Origin of the sequence: Methylobacterium sp. yr668 (assembly GCF_900116245.1) — a bacterium.
In the GTDB taxonomy this organism is placed as follows: domain Bacteria; phylum Pseudomonadota; class Alphaproteobacteria; order Rhizobiales; family Beijerinckiaceae; genus Methylobacterium.
This window is the reverse complement of sequence record NZ_FOZY01000001.1, coordinates 380,046-398,225: the sequence shown is the minus strand read 5'-3', so window position 1 is coordinate 398,225 and position 18,180 is coordinate 380,046. Positions and strand designations below refer to the sequence as shown.

17 protein-coding genes are annotated in these 18,180 nt (G+C 71.2%); 13 read left to right on the top strand and 4 right to left on the bottom strand.

The genetic code is table 11. The features are described from left to right. Positions 1-7 precede the first annotated feature (7 nt). The 3 genes from BM419_RS01835 to BM419_RS01825 form a co-directional block, all read right to left on the bottom strand. The gene (locus BM419_RS01835) at positions 8-1,675 is read right to left on the bottom strand and encodes a methyl-accepting chemotaxis protein (protein ID WP_091924597.1); all 1,668 of its coding nucleotides are present in this window, start codon (positions 1,673-1,675) and stop codon (positions 8-10) included. Between the two features lie 401 nt (positions 1,676-2,076). Further along, complete coding sequence (locus tag BM419_RS01830) at positions 2,077-2,379, bottom strand: hypothetical protein (RefSeq protein ID WP_020091704.1); 303 nt, start codon at positions 2,377-2,379, stop codon at positions 2,077-2,079. Positions 2,380-2,516: 137 nt separating this feature from the next. Beyond that, on the bottom strand, positions 2,517-3,227 hold the full coding sequence (locus tag BM419_RS01825) for a GntR family transcriptional regulator (RefSeq protein ID WP_091924594.1): 711 nt from the start codon (positions 3,225-3,227) through the stop codon (positions 2,517-2,519). Positions 3,228-3,339: 112 nt separating this feature from the next. Here BM419_RS01825 and BM419_RS01820 point away from each other — a divergent pair, with 112 nt between their 5' ends. The 13 genes from BM419_RS01820 (at position 3,340) to BM419_RS01760 (ending at position 17,266) form a co-directional block, all read left to right on the top strand. Next, positions 3,340-4,398, top strand: coding sequence for a zinc-dependent alcohol dehydrogenase (locus tag BM419_RS01820; RefSeq protein WP_091924591.1), 1,059 nt, complete (start codon positions 3,340-3,342; stop codon positions 4,396-4,398). Continuing rightward, positions 4,395-5,411: an NAD(P)H-quinone oxidoreductase gene (locus BM419_RS01815; RefSeq protein WP_091678713.1), complete on the top strand. Its 1,017-nt coding sequence runs from the start codon at positions 4,395-4,397 to the stop codon at positions 5,409-5,411. Before BM419_RS01820 ends, BM419_RS01815 begins: the two co-directional genes overlap by 4 nt. Then, positions 5,411-7,138 carry an acetolactate synthase catalytic subunit gene (locus tag BM419_RS01810; RefSeq protein WP_091924590.1) on the top strand — a complete coding sequence of 576 codons (1,728 nt, stop codon included), beginning with the start codon at positions 5,411-5,413 and terminating at the stop codon, positions 7,136-7,138. Before BM419_RS01815 ends, BM419_RS01810 begins: the two co-directional genes overlap by 1 nt. A gap of 67 nt (positions 7,139-7,205) precedes the next feature. Continuing rightward, positions 7,206-8,426 carry an ABC transporter substrate-binding protein gene (locus tag BM419_RS01805; RefSeq protein ID WP_091924586.1) on the top strand — a complete coding sequence of 407 codons (1,221 nt, stop codon included), beginning with the start codon at positions 7,206-7,208 and terminating at the stop codon, positions 8,424-8,426. Between the two features lie 56 nt (positions 8,427-8,482). After that, a complete protein-coding gene (locus BM419_RS01800; RefSeq protein WP_020091698.1) occupies positions 8,483-9,370 on the top strand; it encodes a branched-chain amino acid ABC transporter permease in 888 nt (295 codons plus the stop codon). Positions 9,371-9,381: 11 nt separating this feature from the next. Further along, positions 9,382-11,223 carry a branched-chain amino acid ABC transporter ATP-binding protein/permease gene (locus BM419_RS01795; RefSeq protein ID WP_244540683.1) on the top strand — a complete coding sequence of 614 codons (1,842 nt, stop codon included), beginning with the start codon at positions 9,382-9,384 and terminating at the stop codon, positions 11,221-11,223. Next, positions 11,210-11,914 carry an ABC transporter ATP-binding protein gene (locus BM419_RS01790; RefSeq protein ID WP_020091696.1) on the top strand — a complete coding sequence of 235 codons (705 nt, stop codon included), beginning with the start codon at positions 11,210-11,212 and terminating at the stop codon, positions 11,912-11,914. Before BM419_RS01795 ends, BM419_RS01790 begins: the two co-directional genes overlap by 14 nt. 1 nt (position 11,915) lies before the next feature. Then, the gene (gene fabG, locus BM419_RS01785; RefSeq protein WP_091924583.1) at positions 11,916-12,722 is read left to right on the top strand and encodes a 3-oxoacyl-ACP reductase FabG; all 807 of its coding nucleotides are present in this window, start codon (positions 11,916-11,918) and stop codon (positions 12,720-12,722) included. Between the two features lie 40 nt (positions 12,723-12,762). Further along, the gene (locus tag BM419_RS01780) at positions 12,763-13,572 is read left to right on the top strand and encodes a shikimate dehydrogenase family protein (protein ID WP_091924580.1); all 810 of its coding nucleotides are present in this window, start codon (positions 12,763-12,765) and stop codon (positions 13,570-13,572) included. Between the two features lie 33 nt (positions 13,573-13,605). Further along, complete coding sequence (locus tag BM419_RS01775) at positions 13,606-15,228, top strand: GMC family oxidoreductase (RefSeq protein ID WP_091924578.1); 1,623 nt, start codon at positions 13,606-13,608, stop codon at positions 15,226-15,228. 142 nt (positions 15,229-15,370) lie between these two features. Continuing rightward, on the top strand, positions 15,371-15,655 hold the full coding sequence (gene catC / locus BM419_RS01770; RefSeq protein WP_020091692.1) for a muconolactone Delta-isomerase: 285 nt from the start codon (positions 15,371-15,373) through the stop codon (positions 15,653-15,655). 13 nt (positions 15,656-15,668) lie between these two features. Next, on the top strand, positions 15,669-15,965 hold the full coding sequence (locus BM419_RS01765) for a YciI family protein (protein WP_020091691.1): 297 nt from the start codon (positions 15,669-15,671) through the stop codon (positions 15,963-15,965). An 83-nt stretch (positions 15,966-16,048) separates the two neighbouring features. Next, positions 16,049-17,266: an ABC transporter substrate-binding protein gene (locus BM419_RS01760; protein ID WP_042675772.1), complete on the top strand. Its 1,218-nt coding sequence runs from the start codon at positions 16,049-16,051 to the stop codon at positions 17,264-17,266. A gap of 83 nt (positions 17,267-17,349) precedes the next feature. On the opposite strand, the gene BM419_RS01755 is transcribed toward BM419_RS01760, so the two are convergent. Next, positions 17,350-18,078 (bottom strand): winged helix-turn-helix domain-containing protein, encoded by a 729-nt coding sequence (locus BM419_RS01755; protein ID WP_091678728.1) that lies wholly within the window; start codon positions 18,076-18,078, stop codon positions 17,350-17,352. Between the last annotated feature and the right edge of the window lie 102 nt (positions 18,079-18,180).

The window sequence follows — 18,180 nt, the reverse complement described above, 5'->3', positions numbered from 1 at the left end:
TGTCGCCTCAGGCGGCCCGCACCGCCGCCAGGTATTCCGCGACCGCCGCGTTCAGGGTCTCCGACTGTCGCGACAGGGCAGTGGCCGCGTCCAGGGCCGCGGCCGCGGTCCGGCCGGTCTCGCCCGCAGCCTGCGTGATGCGCCCGATCGTGACCGTGACCGCCTGGGTGCCGTCGGCGGCCTGGCTGACGTTCCGCACGATCTCCTGCGTCACCGCCTCCTGCTCCTCCATCGCGGCCGCGACGCCCGTGGCGATGGTCCGAAGGTCCAGGACAGCGGCGGTGATCGCCTGGATGACGTCGACCGCGCGGTGGGTCTCCTTCTGAATGGTCGCGACCTGCTCGGAGATCGTCTCGGTCGCCCGGACGGTCTGCGCCGCCAGCGCCTTCACCTCGGTGGCGACGACGGCGAAGCCGCGTCCCGCCTCCCCGGCGCGGGCCGCCTCGATGGTGGCATTCAGCGCGAGCAGGTTCGTCTGCGCGGCGATCCCGGCGATCAGGCTGACCACGGTCCCGATCCGCTCGGCGCCGTCGGCGAGGCTCATCACGAGGGTGTTCGTCTCCGACGCCTCAGTGGCCGCGCGCCGGGCCATGTCCGAGGAGCGCGTGATCTGGCAGTTGATGGACCCGATCGACGTGGCCAGTTCCTCGCCGGCCGCCGCGACGGTCTGAACGTTGACCGCTGTCTGCTCGGCCGCCGAGGACACCTGGAGCAGCTGCGTCGCGGTCTCGCCGGCGCTCCGGTCCATCGTCGCGGCGGCGGCTTCCATGGACGAGGCGCTGGCGGACAGCGCCTCGGTCAGGCGATCCATCCGGGCACGGAACGCCGCGGTGGCGCTGTCCAACGTCTCGGCGCGGCGCGCCTTCGCTTGCGCCTCGTTGGCGGCGGCGGCATCCGTCGCGCGCTTCGCGACAAGCGCGTCCTTGAAGACCTGGACAGCCTTGAGCATCGCGCCGATCTCGTCGCCGCGGTCCGCGCCGTCGATCCGCACGTCGAGGTCGCCCGCGGCGAGACGGGTCATCGTCGCCGTGGTCCGCGCGATCGGGCGGGTGACTTGGACGAGGATCACGCGGATGCCGTACCCGACCGCGAGCGCGGCCCCGGCGAGTGTCGCGAAGAGCAGGATTCGCAGGCGCCGCGCCATCGCGTCCGCGCGTTCGAACTCGGCGCGGGCCTCGCGGACCTGCAGGTCGGACAACTCGCCGATGGTCGCCGTCGTCGGACCCATCGCGCGGAGCAGATCGATCCGGGTCGCGGTCACAGCGTCGAGGTCCCCCTTCGTCAAGGCGCGGACGAGGTCGGTGACGATCGCCACGTCTCGATCGAATTGCGTCGTCAGGCTCGCGACGAGCTGTGCCTCCTCGGGCGTGAGGTACGTGGTCAGGTAGGCGGACCAGGCTTCCTTCGCCCGTGCCAGCTGGCGATCGAGGATCGTCACGGCTTCGGCCGCCTGAATCGCGTGGAACTCGAAATCCCGCGTCGCGGTCAGCATGGCATCGAAGGCATCGCGCATCGCGCCGAACTGGCTGAGCGGCATGACCCTGTCGGCGTAGATCGATTCGAGGCCCCGGAAATCTCTGTAGAGCGCGTAATTGCTGAGTGCTGCTGATCCTACGAGGAGTGTACCCAGCACCCCGAGAAGCGCGAAAAGCCTACCTTTGATTGTGTGAATCATCGATGGCGACCGTATCGTAGTCGGAGTCTCGAGCGACGATGGCGGTCTAACACTCTGCATGAGCGTTTCAAGAATTTTCATGTCCTTCGAGACGGCGATACCGTGGAGATTTCACGCCGTTGGATCTGGTTTTTTGAAGAAAACGACAGTTCTATTGAGATAATGACTTGTTCATTGGTTCGATCGTGCGAGCAATGCCAATTCTGTTCCTCGGATGGACGTTGAAGCGCGGGCGTTCAGGTGATGCGTCCAGCTCGATGCCGGCGGCTCCGTGAACGCCGCGCAGCACCACAGCTCCGACTCGCGCACAGCGCCGTCAGTTCTGCGGAACGGTGTCCTGCTGTAGCCCGGCGTACAGACCTTCGGGTGGCGGAGCCGCGTTCGACGACGAAGCCTGCCGCTCAGCGCTGCACGGCCTCGATATCATCCTCGTAGATCGAGTCCGGCTGGCAGGCGTGCCATTCCTTCTTCTCGTCCGCCTGCCCCTTGCGGCCCCAGCAATAGCCCGCCTGCGCCAGGCGTCCGCTCAGCCGATCGCGCAGCCGACACTGCTCACGCGTGATGGCGGGATCGCCGGTGCTCTCGCAGGCGCGTGCGGCGTTCGCCTCGGCCGTCAGCAATTCCGGGACGGTCGGCAGCTGCTGCTGGGCGCGCGCGCCCGTGGCGGCGAAGACCAGAGCGAGGACGGCGAGATCGGCGCGCATGGGCGCACGATAATCGAGCTCCGGCGTTCCGCAACCGCGGGCCAATCGACGCCGGCGCCTTCAGGGCAGTGGCCGCCGAGGTCGGCTCGTGCTTCGGCCATCGATCGATCGCTCGTGGACTCTCCGCGAGCCGGTCATCACCCTGTGGCGGTCGCGCGGACATGCGCGAACAGGCCGCTCCCGCCGCGCTCGATGTCCTCGCGCACGGCATCCCGGGCCGCCTCCGGGTCACCGCGGCGCAGGGCGTCGATGATGCGGCGATGGGGGTGCGGCTCCCAGTCGGGGACGCCGTCATCGTAGAGGTGCGACAGGATCGGGCCGCAGCGCACCCACAGCAACTCCACGATCTCGTACAGGATCGGCATCTGTCCGAGCCTGCACAGCGTCAGGTGAAACTCGGTGTTGAGGTTCACCGCCCGCGCGAAGTCGCGGCTCGCGTGACAGTGCGAGATCTGCGCGTGGATCGCCTCGAGGTCGTCGACCTCGGCCGCGCGGCTGGCTGCCCCAGCGGCGGCGGCACGCCCCTCGAGATCGGTGCGGATCGCCCGGATCTCTAGGAGCTGATCCAAGGTCAGGCGGGGCACGACGACGCTGCCGCGCGCGTCGAGGGCGAGGGCCTTCTCGGCGACGAGCCTGAGAAGGGCCTCGCGCATGGGGGTCGCGCTGATGCCGAACCGGGCCGACATCGGCCGGAGCCGCAGGCGCGTGTCGGGTCGCAACTGCCCGCGCATCAGCGCGACGCGCAGCTCGCGGTAGGCCCGCTCGCTCAGGCTCTCCTTGACGATCGGACGGACCCAGTCCGGCACGATATCGCCTGTTTCCGGTTCGGACGCCGCAGCGCTTGACATATTCCTCCCCTTCGTCCGATGTTTGTTATAACAAATTACGCCTAGCGTCGACGGCACGTGCCGCGAGGCAGGCCGCCGGGCCGGCAGGCTCGGCGGGAGACAGGGGACGGAAATGCTTGCGTTGCGCAAGGCGACCGCCGCCTTCGGGGCGGACCTCGTCCACGTCGATGCGCCCGCTGCCCCGGGCACGGGACGCGTCACCGTCGCGGTCGCCGCGGCCGGCATCTGCGGCAGCGACATCCACGCCTTCGAGTGGACCCCGGGCTACGGGTTCATGACCGCGTTCATGCCGGTCACTCTCGGTCACGAGTTCTCCGGCACGGTCCGGGCGGTGGGGGACGGCGTGACCGCGCTCGCGGTCGGCGACCGGGTCACCTGCTGGCCGACGGTGCCGTGCGGCGCCTGCGCGGCCTGCGCCGCCGCGCGGCCGCAGGATTGCCAGGGCCGCCGCATCGTCGGCCTGCACGCCGACGGGGCCTTCGCCGAGCAGGTCGTCGTCCCGGCCGACAATTGCCGCCGCCTGCCGGACGGGTTGCCGCTGACCGTCGCGGCCCTGGCGGAGCCGCTTGCGGTCGCGGTCAACGCGGTGGACGTGGCGGAGGTCGGTCCCGGCGACCGCGTGGCGGTGCTCGGGCCGGGCCCGATCGGCCTCTGCATCGCCTTCGTGGCACAGCAGCGGGGCGCGGACGTGCTGCTCGCCGGGCTCGACGACGCCGCGCGCCTCGACCTCGCCCGGCGGATCGGCATCCGCCACACGGTCGATCTCGCCGGCATCGGCCTGGACGACGCCGTCCGGCGCGCCTTCGACGGGGAGGCCGACCGGGTAGTCGAGGCGACCGGTTCCGCCCGGTCGGTCAGTGACGGGTTGGCCGTCCTGCGCTCGGGCGGCGTGATGGTGGTGGCCGGCATCCATTCCGGCTCCCTCGACCTCGACCTGACGGGTTTCGTGCGCAGCAAGAAGCAGCTGCGCGCGGCCCACGACACGACGGCGCGCGCCTTCGACGCCGCGCTCGCGCTCCTCGCGGCGCATGCCGGGACGCTGGCGGCGCTGATCACCCACCGCCGCCCCCTCGCGGAAGCCGGGGCGGCGTTCGAGCTGGCGCGCAGCCGGCAGGCCATGAAGGTGCTGCTTCTCCCGGAAGCGGCGGTGGGCCGGGAAACGGAGCGATGAGCATGGGCATGCGAGCCGTGATCGCCGTCGGACAGGGCGGTCCCGAGGTCCTCCGGATCGTCGAGCGTCCGCGCCCGGAGCCGGGCCAGGGCCAGGTGCTCGTGCGCGTCGAGGCCGCGGGCATCAACCGTCCGGACGTGATGCAACGCGAGGGCCGCTACCCGCCGCCCCCCGGCGCCTCGGACGTGCTCGGGCTCGAACTCGCCGGGATCGTCGAGGCGCTCGGGCCCGGCGCGGGCCGCTTCCGGACCGGGGACCGGGTGATGGCGCTGGTCCATAGCGGCGCCTACGCCGAGTGGGCCGTCGTCGACGAGGCGGTCGCGCTGCCCGTGCCGGCGGGCCTCCCGGCGGTCGAGGCGGGGGCGATCCCCGAGACCTACTTCACCGTCTGGAGCAACGTGTTCGAGCGCGCCCGGCTGCAGGCGGGCGAGAGCCTCCTGATCCACGGCGGCTCCTCGGGTATCGGCACCACGGCGATCCTGCTGGCGAAGGCCCGGGGCGCCCGGGTGATCGTCACCGCGGGCTCGCCCGAGAAATGCGCGGCCTGCCTGACGCTCGGCGCGGACGCGGCCATCGATTATCGGCGGGAGGATTTCGTCGCCGCGGCCAAGGCCGCCACCGGCGGGAGCGGGCCCGACGTGATCCTCGACATGGTCGGCGGCCCTTACATCGCCCGCAACCTCGATGCCGTGGCGGTCGACGGGCGCATCGCGCAGATCGCCTTCCAGCAGGGCTCGCGGGTGGCGGAGATCGACTTCCAGCCGCTGCTGATGAAGCGGGTGACGCTCACGGGCTCGACGCTGCGCGCCCGGCCGGTGGCCCTGAAGGCGCGCCTCGCCGAGGCCCTCGCCGAGCACGTCCTGCCGCTGCTCGCGGCGGGCCGGGCGCGGCCGCCGATCGATTCCGTGTTCCCGTTCGAGCGGGTCGCGGAGGCCCATGCCCGCATGGATGCGGGCCAGCATATCGGGAAGATCGTCCTGTCGATGGGCGACGCCGCGCAGGGGAGCCGCTGATGTCCGAGATGTCCGAGCGCGCCAACATGACCGGTGCCCACGCCCTCGCGGCCGCGCTCCACCGGCACGGCGTCCGCGACGTGTTCGGCCAGAGCATCCCCTCGGCGCTGTTCCTGGCCGCGCCGCACCACGGCATCCGCCAGATCGGCTACCGCACCGAGAACGCGGGCGCCGCCATGGCCGACGCCTACGCGCGGATCTCCGGCCGGGTCGCGGTGGTCGCGGCCCAGAACGGTCCCGCCGCGACCCTGCTGGTGCCGGGCCTTGCGGAAGCCCTGAAGGCCTCGATTCCGATCGTGGCGATCGTCCAGGACGTCCACCGCCGCTTCACCGACCGGAACGCCTTCCAGGAACTGGACCACCTCGCCCTGTTCGCGGGCGTCGCCAAGTGGGTCCGCCGGGTCGCGGTCGCCGAGCGCATCGACGACTACGTCGACATGGCCTTCGCGGCCGCGGCCTCCGGGCGGCCCGGGCCGGCGGTGCTGCTGGTGCCCCTGGACCTCCTCGACGAGCGGCCGGACTTCGAGGCCGCCGCGCCGCGCCGGTCGGCGAGCCTGGGCACCTACCCCCTCGACCGCACGGTCGCCGACCCGGCCCGGATCGCCGAGGCCGCGGACCTGATCGCCGGCGCGCGGCGTCCCCTCGTGATCGCGGGCGGCGGCGTCCATTCCTCCGGGGCCTACCCGGAACTCGCCGCCCTGCAGGGTCTCGGACTGCCGGTCGCCACCACGGTGATGGGCAAGGGGGCGGTCGCCGAGACCGACCCGCTCTCCGTCGGTGTCGTCGGGTACTTCATGGCGCCGCGGGCGCGCTCGTCCCACCTGCGCAGCCTCGTCACGGAGGCCGACGTCGTCCTCCTCGTCGGCAACCGCACCAACCAGAACGGCACCGACAGCTGGTCGCTCTACCCGGCGGACGCCCGCTTCATCCATCTCGACGTCGACGGGGGCGAGGTCGGCCGCAACTACGAGGCCCTGCGCCTCGTCGGCGACGCCAAGCTGACCCTCGCCGCCCTCGCCGAGGCGCTCCGGCAGCGCGACCTCGCGGGATTGGAGGGCCGCCGCGCGCCGCTCGCCGACACGATCGCCCGCGCCCGCGAGGCCCAGGCCGGCGACATGGCCCGCCTCGTCGACATGGAGGCCGCGCCGATCCGCCCGGAGCGGATCATGGCGGAGATCGACGCGGTCACGACCGCCGAGACCGTCGTCGTCGCCGACGCGAGCTACGCCTCGATCTGGATCGCCAACTTCCTGACGGCGCGGAAGGCCGGCCAGCGCTTCCTGACGCCGCGCGGCATCGCGGGCCTCGGCTGGGGCCTGCCCTTCGCCCTCGGCGCCAAGGCCGCCCGCCCGGACGCGCCCGTGATCTGCGTGACCGGCGACGGCGGCTTCGGCCACGTCTGGTCGGAGCTGGAGACGGCGCGGCGGATGCGGCTGCCGGTCATCGTCGTCGTCCTGAACAACCAGATCCTCGGTTACCAGAAGCACGCGGAGCTGAGCCTGTTCGGCGACTTCACCGACGTCTGCGACTTCGAGGCGGTCGACCACGCCGCCATCGCGCGGGCCTGCGGCTGTGCCGGGACGCGGGTCGAGCGCCCCGAGGATCTCGCACCGGCGCTGCGCGACGCGCTCGCCGGCGGCGCCGTGACGGTGATCGACGTGATCACCGACCAGCGCGCCTACCCGCCGATCACCAGCTTCGAGGGCAAGGACGCCCTCGCCTACTGACGCCGACGATTGACCCGACCGAAAGGCGCGCGAAGCGCCGGGTCGACGACTGACACGGGAGGAAACGATGAGAGTTCTGGCGCGTGCACTCGCCGCCGCCCTCGTGCTGGGCGCCGCGGCCCAGGCGGCGGGACCGACGACGGCCCGAGCCGCCGACGTGAAATTCGGCGCGCTCTTCCCGTTCAGCGGGCAGCTCGCCCTGCTCGGCGAGGAGAGCGCCCGGGGCGTCGAGATCGCCGTCGACGAGATCAACGCCGCCGGCGGCGTCCAGGGGCAGAAGGTGGTGCTCGCCCGCGGCGACGCCGTCGACAACAACCAGGCGATCGGCGAAGCGCGCCGCCTCATCTCCCTGGAGAAGGTGGCGGCGATCTTCGGCTCCTACTCGTCCGCCCGCTCCATCGCCGCGAGCCAGGTGGCCGAGCTGTCCGGCATCCCGTATTTCGAGCTCGGCGCGGTGGCCGAGGAGGTCACCGGGCGCGGGCTGCAATATCTCTACCGCACCAACCCGACGGCCGAGGACATGGCCAAGCTGGCGGTGGAGATGATCGTCAACAAGGTCGCCGCCGGGCTCGGCAAGAAGCCCGAGGGCCTGAAGATCGGCATCATCTACGAGGATTCGAGCTACGGTACCTCGGTGGCGGGCTTCCAGAAGAAGTTCGCCGCCCAGGCCAAGCTCAACGTCGTGACCGCGCAGGGCTACCCGGCCTCGACGGTCGACATGTCCTCCCTCGTCCTCGACCTGAAGGGGCGCGGCATCGACGTTCTGCTCCAGACGTCCTACCAGAACGATTCCGTGCTGTTCCTGCAGCAGGCCAACGAGGCGGGCTTCAAGCCGGGCGCCATCATCGGCGGCGGCGGCGGCTACTCGATGCAGCCCACCGCCGACGCGGTCGGCCACAAGGTCATCGAGGGCGTGCTCGACACGGATTTCACACAGTACCTCGTCAACACGAAGTACACGCCCGGTATCGAGAACTTCGTCGCGGCCTATCAGAAGAAGTACGGGAGCGCCCCGCGCTCCGGGCACTCCCTGAACAACTACGTCGGCGCCAAGCTCATCCTCGAGGCCATCGGCAAGGCGAAGGGCTTCGAGCCCGACACCATCGTCAAGGCCGTCCAGGCCATCGACGTGAAGGACGGCGTCACCGCGGTCGGCTACGGGTTCAAGTTCGGCAAGAACAACCAGAACGAGCGCGCCGCGATGATGGGCATGCAGTGGCAGGGCGGCAAGCTCGTCACGGTCTATCCCGACAGCGCCGCCGTCGCGCCCATGGAGATGCGCAAGTAACCGCAGGTCTCCGAAGGTAACAGCGCCGCAGTCACGCAGGTCCACGGAGATCGGGGATGGACGTCTTCCTCCAAGTGCTCGCCAACGGGGTGATGCTCGGCGGCCTGTTCGCGATCGTCAGCGTCGGGCTGACCCTGATCTTCGGCATCGTGAAGGTCGTGAACTTCGCCCACGGCGAGTTCCTGATGGTCGGGATGTACCTGACCTATCTCGCGGTGACCGGGCTCGGGCTGCACCCCTTCGCGGCGGTGATCCTCGTCGTGCCGGTCCTGTTCCTGCTGGGCGCCCTCACCCAGCGGTTCCTGATCCAGCCCCTGCTCGCCGCTGGCGACCATCACATCCAGATCTTCGCCACGGTGGGCCTGTCGACGGTGCTGATCAACCTCGCCCTCCTCGTCTTCGGGGCCGACATCGCCAACACGCCGCCGTCGGGCCTGCGCCAGCCGCTGGAGATCGGCCCGGTCCGGGTGCTGCTCGGGCAGGTGGTGATCCTCGGATCCGCGATCGTGCTGGTGGCGGGGCTCCAGATGTTCCTGGCGCGCACCCGCACGGGCCGGGCGATCCGCGCGGTCGCCCAGAACCGCGCGGCGGCCGAGCTGATGGGCATCGACGTCGACCGGATCTACGCCCTGACCTTCGGCATCGGCGCGGCCTGCGTCGGGGTGGCGGCGGTGCTGATCGCGCCGCTCTACCCGACCTCCCCCAACAGCGGCACCTACTTCGTGCTGATCGCCTTCGTGGTCGTCGTGCTCGGCGGCCTCGGCTCCATCCGCGGCGCCTTCGTCGGAGCGATCCTGATCGGCCTGATCGACAGCGTCACGGGCTTCTACGTCGGCGCCGACATGCGCGAGGTCGCGGTCTTCGGCGTGTTCCTGGCGATCCTGATCCTGAAGCCCTCGGGCCTCTTCGGGCGGCAGCTGCGGCTGTCCCACGTCTCGCCGTGAGGGAGCCCGCGATGACCGATATCCCGCTCGCCGCAGCACCGTCCGCGGCCCCGACAGCCGCACCGTCCGCCGCACAGTCCGCCGCATCGTCCGCCTTCCCGCGCCGGGGCGCGGCAGCGCTGGCGCTCGTCCTCGCGGCCCTGGTGGCGGTGCCGGTCGCGATCGGCAACCCGTTCATCTACCACGTCTTCATCACGATCTGCGTCTTCGCCGCGCTCTCGACCGCCTGGAACATCGTCGGCGGCTACGCCGGCCAGCTCTCCCTCGGCCACGGCATCTTCTACGGTCTCGGCGCCTATTGCGGGATGCTGCTCGTCGGCGCCGGGATCAGCCCGTGGATCGGCATGGTGGCCGGCGCCGCCCTCGCCGTGATGGTGGCGCTGGCGATCAGCTACCCGTGCTTCCGGCTGCACGGGCCGTTCTTCTCGCTGGCGACCATCGCCTTCCTCGAAGTCTTCCGCGTCCTGGCGCTGCATTTCCGGGACCTGACCGGCGGCGCCACCGGTCTGATGATCCCGCTGAAGTTCGGCTGGACGTGGATGGTGTTCCGGGACCGCTGGCCGCCGCTGGCCATCGCCTTCGGGCTCCTCCTGCTGACCCTGGCGGTCGCGTGGTGGATGCGCAGCCACCGGATCGGCTTCTACCTCGTCGCCACCCGCGAGCGGGAATCGGCCGCGCGCGCCGCGGGCGTGCGCACGGTGCGGGTGCGGCTCGTCGCCGTGGCGGTGTCGGGGGCGCTTACCGCGATGGTCGGCACCTTCCACGCCATGTACCTGACCTTCATCGAGCCGGCGGCGATGTTCTCGCTGACCCTGTCGATCCAGATCGCGATGTTCGCGCTGATCGGCGGACTCGGCACGGTGTTCGGGCCGCTCCTCGGCGCGCTGCTCCTCGTGCCGATCACCGAACTGGCCCGCGGCTGGCTCGGGGCCAAGGCTCTGGGGCTCCACGGCCTCGTCTACGGCCTCGTTCTGGTGCTCGTCGTCCTGTTCCTGCCCAACGGGCTGATGGGCCTCGTGTCCCGCTTCGCGCGGGCCCGCGCGGGCGGCCGCGGTGCGCAGGCGGCGTCGGTTCCGGCCGTTCCGCGGGCCCCGGAGCGGCCGCCGGTCGGCGCGGACCTGATCCGGGTCGAGGGCCTGCAGAAGCGCTTCGGCGGCCTGCACGTCACCAACGATGTCGGCTTCACGCTCCGGGAGGGCGAGATCCTCGGCCTGATCGGCCCCAACGGGGCGGGCAAGACCACCGTCTTCAACATGATCTCGGGCTTCCTCAAGCCCGATGCCGGCACGGTGAGCGTCCGCGCGCCGGACGGGACGTGGCACCGGCCGGGCCGGCCGTCGGATTTCGCGACGCTCGGCGTCGGCCGCACCTTCCAGATCGTGCAGCCCTTCGCGGCCATGACGGTCGAGGAGAACATCATGGTCGGCGCGTTCCACCGCCACAGCGACGTCCGCGAGGCCCGGGCGGTCGCGCGCGAGACCGCCGAGCGGATGGGGCTCGCGCCCTGGCTCGGGAGCGAGGCGCGCGGCCTCACCATCGGGGGCCTCAAGCGGCTCGAGGTCGCCCGCGTGATGGCGATGCGCCCGCGCGTGCTGCTGCTCGACGAGGTCATGGCCGGCATCAACCAGACCGACGTGCGCCGCGCGATCGACCTGATGCTGTCGATCCGCGACACCGGCGTCAGCATCATCGCAATCGAGCACGTCATGCAGGCGGTGATGGCGCTCTCCGACCGGGTGATCGTCCTGAGTTCCGGGCAGATCATCGCCCAGGGCAGCCCGCAGGACGTGGTGCGCGACGGAGCCGTGATCGAGGCGTATCTCGGCAAGGAGTTCGCCCATGCTCACGCTTGAGCGCGTGGATGCCGGTTACGGCGCGACCAGCATCCTGCACGCCGTCTCGCTCGAGGTGCGCGCCGGCGAGGTGGTGACGATCGTCGGCGCCAACGGGGCCGGCAAGACGACGACGCTGCGGACCATCGCGGGCCTGGTGAAGCCCACCCGCGGCCGGATCCTGTTCGAGGACGAGGACGTCACCCGGCTCTCGGGCCACGAGATGGTGGCGCGCGGCGTCACCCTGATCCCGGAGGGGCGCCAGCTCTTCCCCGAAATGACGGTGCGGGAGAACCTGCTGATGGGCGCCTACCGCCGCGCGGCGCGCGAGCGCCAGTCGGAGACGCTCGCGGACGTGCTCGACCTGTTCCCGCGGGTGCGCGAGCGCCTCGACCAGAATGCCGGCTCCCTCTCGGGCGGCGAGCAGCAGATGGTGGCCATCGCCCGCGGGATGATGGCCCGTCCCAAGCTCCTGATGTTCGACGAGCCCTCGCTGGGCCTCGCGCCGATCGTGGTGGCGCAGGTCTTCGCGGTGGTGGACCGGATCGTGAAGACCGGCGCCACCGTCCTGATCGTCGAGCAGAACGTGTTCCACACGCTGCAGGTGGCCGACCGGGGCTACGTTCTGGAGAACGGCGAGATCGTCCTCGCCGACGCGTCCGCGGCCCTTCTCGACAACGACCACGTCCGACGCGCCTATCTGGGGATCTGAGATGACCGAGCGGCAGACGAACGCCGAGGCGATCGCGCGGCGCCCGAGCCACGCCGGCCGGCGCGTCCTCGTCACCGGGGCCGGCCGCGGGATCGGCCGGGCGATCGCGGAGGGGTTCGGCGCGCGGGGCGCCCTGGTGGGCGTGGCCGACGTGAACCTGGACGACGTCGCGGCGACCGTCGCGGCGATCGAGGGCGGAGACGGTCGCGCCCTGCCGCTGCGCCTCGACGTCGCCGACTACGCGGCCGTCGAGGCGGCTCTGTCGGAGGCCGCCGCCGCGATGGGCGGCGCGTTCGACACGGTGGTCAACAACGCCGGCATCTCGCCCAAGCACGACGGGGCGGCACACCGGGTCTGGGAGATGGATCCGGCGGAGTGGAGCCGCGTCGTCGCGGTCAACCTGACGGGGGCGTTCAACACCGTCCGCGCGCTGGCGCCCGCGATGTGCGCGGCCGGGCGGGGCTGGATCGTCAACATGTCGTCGGTGGCGGGCAAGACCCACTCGCCGATCGTCGCCTGCCACTACGCGGCCTCGAAGGCCGGCCTGATCGGGCTCACCAAGCACCTCGCGGCCGAGCTCGGCCCGTTCGGCATCCGCGTCAACGCGATCGCGCCGGGGCGGATCGAGACCCCGATGGTCCGGGCGGTGGGCCGCGCCGTCAATGACGAGCAGGTGCGCCTGACCCCGATGGGCCGGCTCGGCGCCCCCGAGGAAGTCGCCGATCTCGCCCTCTACCTGACCTCCGCCGAGGCCAGCTTCGTCACCGGCCAGACCGTCGACGTCACCGGCGGCCTCTACATGACGTGAGCCGGGACCGGTCGGACAGGCGATGGACGGGAGGACGGCCATGAGCAGCGCGGTCACCGCGACCGGGATCACCGGGCGGACCCGGGTCTACGGGATCCTGGCGGACCCGATCTACCACGTGAAGGCGCCCGAGGTGATGGCGGCGCTCTTCGCCCGCCACGGCGTGGACGGCGTCCTCGTCCCGCTGCACGTGGCGGCGGACGGCCTCGCCGCCGTGATGGACGGGCTGCGGCACCTGCGCAATTTCGGCGGCTTCATCGCCACGGTCCCGCACAAGACCGCGATGACCGGCCTGTGCGACGCGCTCACCCGAGAGGCCGAGCAGATCGGGGCCGTCAACTGCGTCCGGCGGGAGGCGGACGGGCGCATGATCGGCACGATGCTCGACGGGATCGGCTTCGTCGAGGCGCTGCGCGCCTCGGGCCTGGAGCCGCGCGGCCGGAGCGCGGCGCTGGCGGGGGCCGGCGGCGCGGCGAGCGCCATCGCCTTCGCGCTCGCCGGGGCCGGTGTCGCCCGCCTGACGATCCTGAACCGCACCGCCGACCGCGCCCAAGCGCTGGCGCAGCGCCTGCGCGCCGCCTTTCCCGAGCTGGCGGTCGCGGCCGAAGGCGTCCAGGCGGAGCACGATCTCCTCGTCAACGGCACGTCGCTCGGGATGCGCCCGCAGGACGCCGCCCCCTTCGACCTGGGCGCCCTCCGCGCCGGCCAGTTCGTCGCCGAAGCGATCATGGATCCGGAGACCACGCCGCTGCTCGCCGCCGCGCTGACGGCGGGCTGCCGCGTCCAGAAGGGCCTGCCGATGCTGGAGTGTCAGATCGCCCTGATGGCCCGCCACATGGGCGCCCTCTGAGGCGGGAACCGGGGACTGAGCTTGGGGCGCACCGTGGGACCGACCGACATCGACGCCGTCGCGGCCGGCGCGTTCGACTACGTGATCGTGGGCGGCGGCACCGCGGGCTGCGTCCTGGCCAACCGCCTGACCGAGTCCGGGACGCACCGGGTCCTGCTCCTCGAGGCGGGGGGACGGGCGCGCAGCCCCTGGGTCGCGATCCCGGCGGGCTTCAGCCGCCTGCTCCAGCACCCATCCTACAACTGGCGGTTCCGGACCGAGCCCGAGGCGGCGACCGGCGGCCGGGTGATCGCGGTCCCGCGGGGCAAGGGCCTCGGCGGGTCGACGCTGATCAACGGCATGATCTACGTGCGCGGACAGCCGCAGGATTTCGATGCCTGGGCGCAGGCCGGGTGCCGCGGCTGGGGATTCTCGGACGTGCTCCCCTATTTCCGCAGGCTCGAGGATTACGAGCGCGGCCGCGAACCGTTGCGCGCCCGCGGCGGTCCGCTGCCGCTGACGGAAGTGGCCGAGCGTCCTGCGATCGCGGAGGCCTTCATCGCCGCCGCGCAGGCGGCAGGCTACCCGCGCAATCCCGACTACAACGCGGAGAGCCAGGACGGCTTCGGCTACTACCAAGTGAACCAGCGGCGCGGCCGGCGGGTCAGCGCCGCCGATGCCTATCTGCGGCCGGCCCTGGCCCGCCCGAACCTCGCCGTCGTGACCGACGCGCACGTCCTGCGGCTGACCTTCGACGCGGGTCGGGCGAGCGGCGTCGCCGCTCTGGTCGGCGGTCGCGAGCGGCTCTTCCGCTGCCGCGGGGAAGTGATCCTCGCCGCGGGGGCCGCCCAGACCCCGCAGATCCTGGAACTGTCCGGCCTCGGCGATCCGGCGATCCTCGGAGGGCTCGGCGTCGCCGTGCGGCGCGCCCTCCCCGGCGTCGGCGCCAACTACATGGATCATTACTGCACGCGCATGAACTGGCGCGTGCGCCTGCCGGTGACGCTGAACGAGCAGACCCGCGGCCTGCGCCTCGGCCTCGCGGCGGCGCGCTACCTCGCGACGCGGCAGGGCATCCTGGCGCTGGGGACCGGTCTCGCCCACGGCTTCGTGCGCACCCGGCCGGGGCTCGACGGGCCCGACGTGCAGTACTTCTTCATGCACGCGAGCTACGCCAACGCCGCCGAGCGCAAGCTCGACCGCCTGCCGGGCATGACGATCGGCGTCACGCAGTTGCGACCGGAATCGCGCGGGACGATCCACGCCGCGTCGCCCGACCCGCTCGCCCCCCCCGCCATCCGCCCGAACTTCCTCGCCACCGCGGAGGATCGCCGGGCGATGGTCGAGGGCATGAAGATCGCCCGCGCCATCGTCGCGCAGGCGCCGATGGAGCGCTTCCGCGGGGCCGAGCTCAACCCCGGTCCGGACTGCCGGACCGACGCGGACTGGCTCGATTTCGCCCGCCGCGACGGCCAGACGATCTACCACATCTGCGGCACGTGCCGCATGGGCGACGATCCGGATTCGGTGACGGATCCCAGCCTGCGCGTGCGCGGCGTGGCCGGCCTTCGGGTGGCCGACGCCTCGATCATGCCGCGCATCGTCTCCGGCAACACGCAGGCCGCGGTGTTCATGATCGCCGAGAAGGCCGCCGACCTGATCCGGGCCGATGCCTGATCCGGTCTGGCCATCGGGCGCCGCGGCGCGTACGGCAGCCCCGCGCCGGTCTCGGCCGCGTCTCGGCGTCGTCCGGCGCTTCGCGACGCAGCAGACCGCAGGTCAAACGCCCCGGCACGACCGGCGGCAGAGGTTCGACGTCATGCTCTACATGGTCCACATGCAGGTCAACATTCCGGCGTCCCTCCCGAAGGAGGAGGCGGCTCGCCTGAAGGCCGAGGAGAAGGCCTACGCCCAGAAGCTCCAGCAAGATGGCCGATGGCGGCATCTCTGGCGCATCGCCGGGCAGTACGCCAATTACAGTGTCTTCGACGTGGCGGGAAACGATGAACTTCACGAAGTCCTGAGTTCGCTGCCGCTCTACCCGTATATGGCGATCAGCGTGACGCCGCTGGCGCAGCATCCCTCCGCGATCGCGGCCAACTGACGGGACCACCGCCATGCCTTACATGATCGAGACCTTCGACAAGGCCGGGAGCCTGGACGTCCGCAGGGCGAACCGCGCGGAGCATCTCGTCTACCTCGACCGGATCAAGGACCGGCTCCTGGCCTGCGGCGCGAAGCTGAACGACGACGGGAGCGACGCCGGCGGCGGCCTCTACGTCGTCGACGTCGAGACCCGCGCGGAGGCCGAGGCGCTCATCCACGCGGACCCGTTCTACAAGGTCGGGCTCTTCGAGCGCGTCGAGATCAGGCGCTGGCGCAAGGCCTACCTGGACGGCCGCAGCTATCTCTGAGACCGAGGGAACGCGGTTTCGAAGGACAGGCGGCCTTCCGGTACGGGGCAGCCGCTGAAGAACAAGAGATTGGGGAGGAAACAATGATCCGTCGCCCTTGGGTGGCGGCCGCTGCGTTCGGCGCCGCTGCCCTCACCGCCCTGCCCGCCTCCGCGCAGTACGCGGATGGCGGCATCAAGATCGGCATCCTGACCGACATGTCCGGCGGATACTCGGATCTGGCCGGCCGCGGCTCGGTGACGGCGGCGCAGCTCGCGGTCGAGGATTTCGGACGACCGATCAACGGTCGGAAGGTCGAGCTCGTCTTCGCCGATCACCAGAACAAGGCGGACATCGCCTCGTCGATCGCGCGCCGGTGGTTCGATACCGAGGGCGTCGACGCCATCTTCGACACCAATTCCTCGGTTGCCGGGCTGGCGGTGCGCGAGGTCGCGCGCAGCAAGGGCAAGATCGACATCAACTCCGGCGCCGGCTCCATGGCGCTGACCAACGCCGCGTGCTCGCCGACCGGCGCCCACTGGTCGTGGGATACCCACTCGCTCGCGGCCGGCACCGCCGCGGCGCTGGCGGACGATCCGAAGAACACGTGGTTCTTCATCACGGCCGACTACACCTTCGGGCACGATCTGGAGGCGCAGGTCACCCGGGTCGTGAAGGCCAAGGGCGGCACGGTGCTCGGGTCGGTCAAGCACCCGTTCCCCAATCCGGATTTCTCATCCTACCTGCTGCAGGCACAGGCGTCGGGCGCGAAGATCATCGGCATGGCCAACGCCGGCGCCGACACGATCAACACCATCAAGCAGGCGAGCGAGTTCGGCATCCTGCAGGGTGGCCAGAGGCTGGGCGGGCTCAACATCTTCCTGACCGACATCTACTCCGTCGGATTGCCGGCGGCGCAGGGCATGATCCTCACGACGGGCTTCTACTGGGACATGGACGACCAGACGCGCGCCTTCGCGCGGCGCTTCGGCGAGCGGATGGGCGGGCGGATGCCGACCATGGTCCAGGCCGGCGACTACTCGGCGGTGCTCCACTTCCTGAAGGCGGCCGAAGCCGCCGGCACGGATGACGGCCTGAAGGTGATGGCCAAGATGCGCGAGCTGCCGATCCAGGATTTCTTCGCCCGCAACGCCACGCTGCGCCCGGACGGCCGCATGGTCCACGACATGTACCTCGCCCAGGTGAAGTCCCCGGCGGAATCGACGGGCCCTTGGGACTTCTACAAGATTCTGAAGACGATCCCGGGCGACCAGGCGTTCCAGCCGCTCTCCGAGAGCACGTGCAAGCTGGTGAAGGGCTGACGCGCGCCTTCGCGGGTCGTCACTCACAGGGGGGCGCGGGCCGTGCACCCCTGTCTCCACCAGGGTCGCCGCTCGAGACGGCCCTAGTGGGACGTGCTCTCGACCGCGGCGGCGAAGACGTAGCCGACCCCGCGCTCGGTCACGATCAGCTTCGGGTCGCTGGGCCTGCGCTCGATCTTCCGGCGCAGCCGCAGGATCTGCACGTCGATGCAGCGATCGAAGACGTCGTCGTGGACGCGGGTGACCTGGAGCAGGTACTCGCGGCTGAGCGGACGCTGAGGTGCGTCGAGGAACGCTGCCAGGAGCGCGTAGTCGCGCTTGCCCAGGACGACCTCTTCCCCGTCGGGATTGATCAGACGCCGGCGTCGGCGGTTGAGGACCCAGCCGTCGAAGCGCCGGCACGGTGCTTCCGCCGGTCGGGACGAGGCCTGCGCCGCGACGCGGCGGAGGACGACGCGCACGCGCGCCAGGAATTCGCGCAGGCCGTAGGGTTTGACGATGTAGTCGTCGGCGCCGAGTTCGAGGCCGAGCACGCGGTCGAACTCTTCGCAGCGATGGGCCGTCGTCAGGATGACGGGAACATCGCTCACCGCGCGCAGGTCCCGCAGCAGGTCGAGGCCGTTCTCCGCGCCCGGGCGAAGATTGAGCACCACGAGGTTGAACTGCGACGGATCCGCGAGCTCTCCGCGCGCCTCGGCCCGCGTCGACGCCGGGACGACGTCGACCCCGTGCCCGTCGAGGTATCCGGAGACGACACGCTGAACCTCCGCGTCATCGTCGACGAGCAGAATGCGCAGGCCGTGATGATGCATAAGCGATGCTCCTCCGGAGTTCCGACTGGCGCGATCTTCGGAGCAGCGGCCCGAGGGTGTCCGGCCGTCCCGAGGCGGCCTGATGCGCGTCGTCATCCCCTC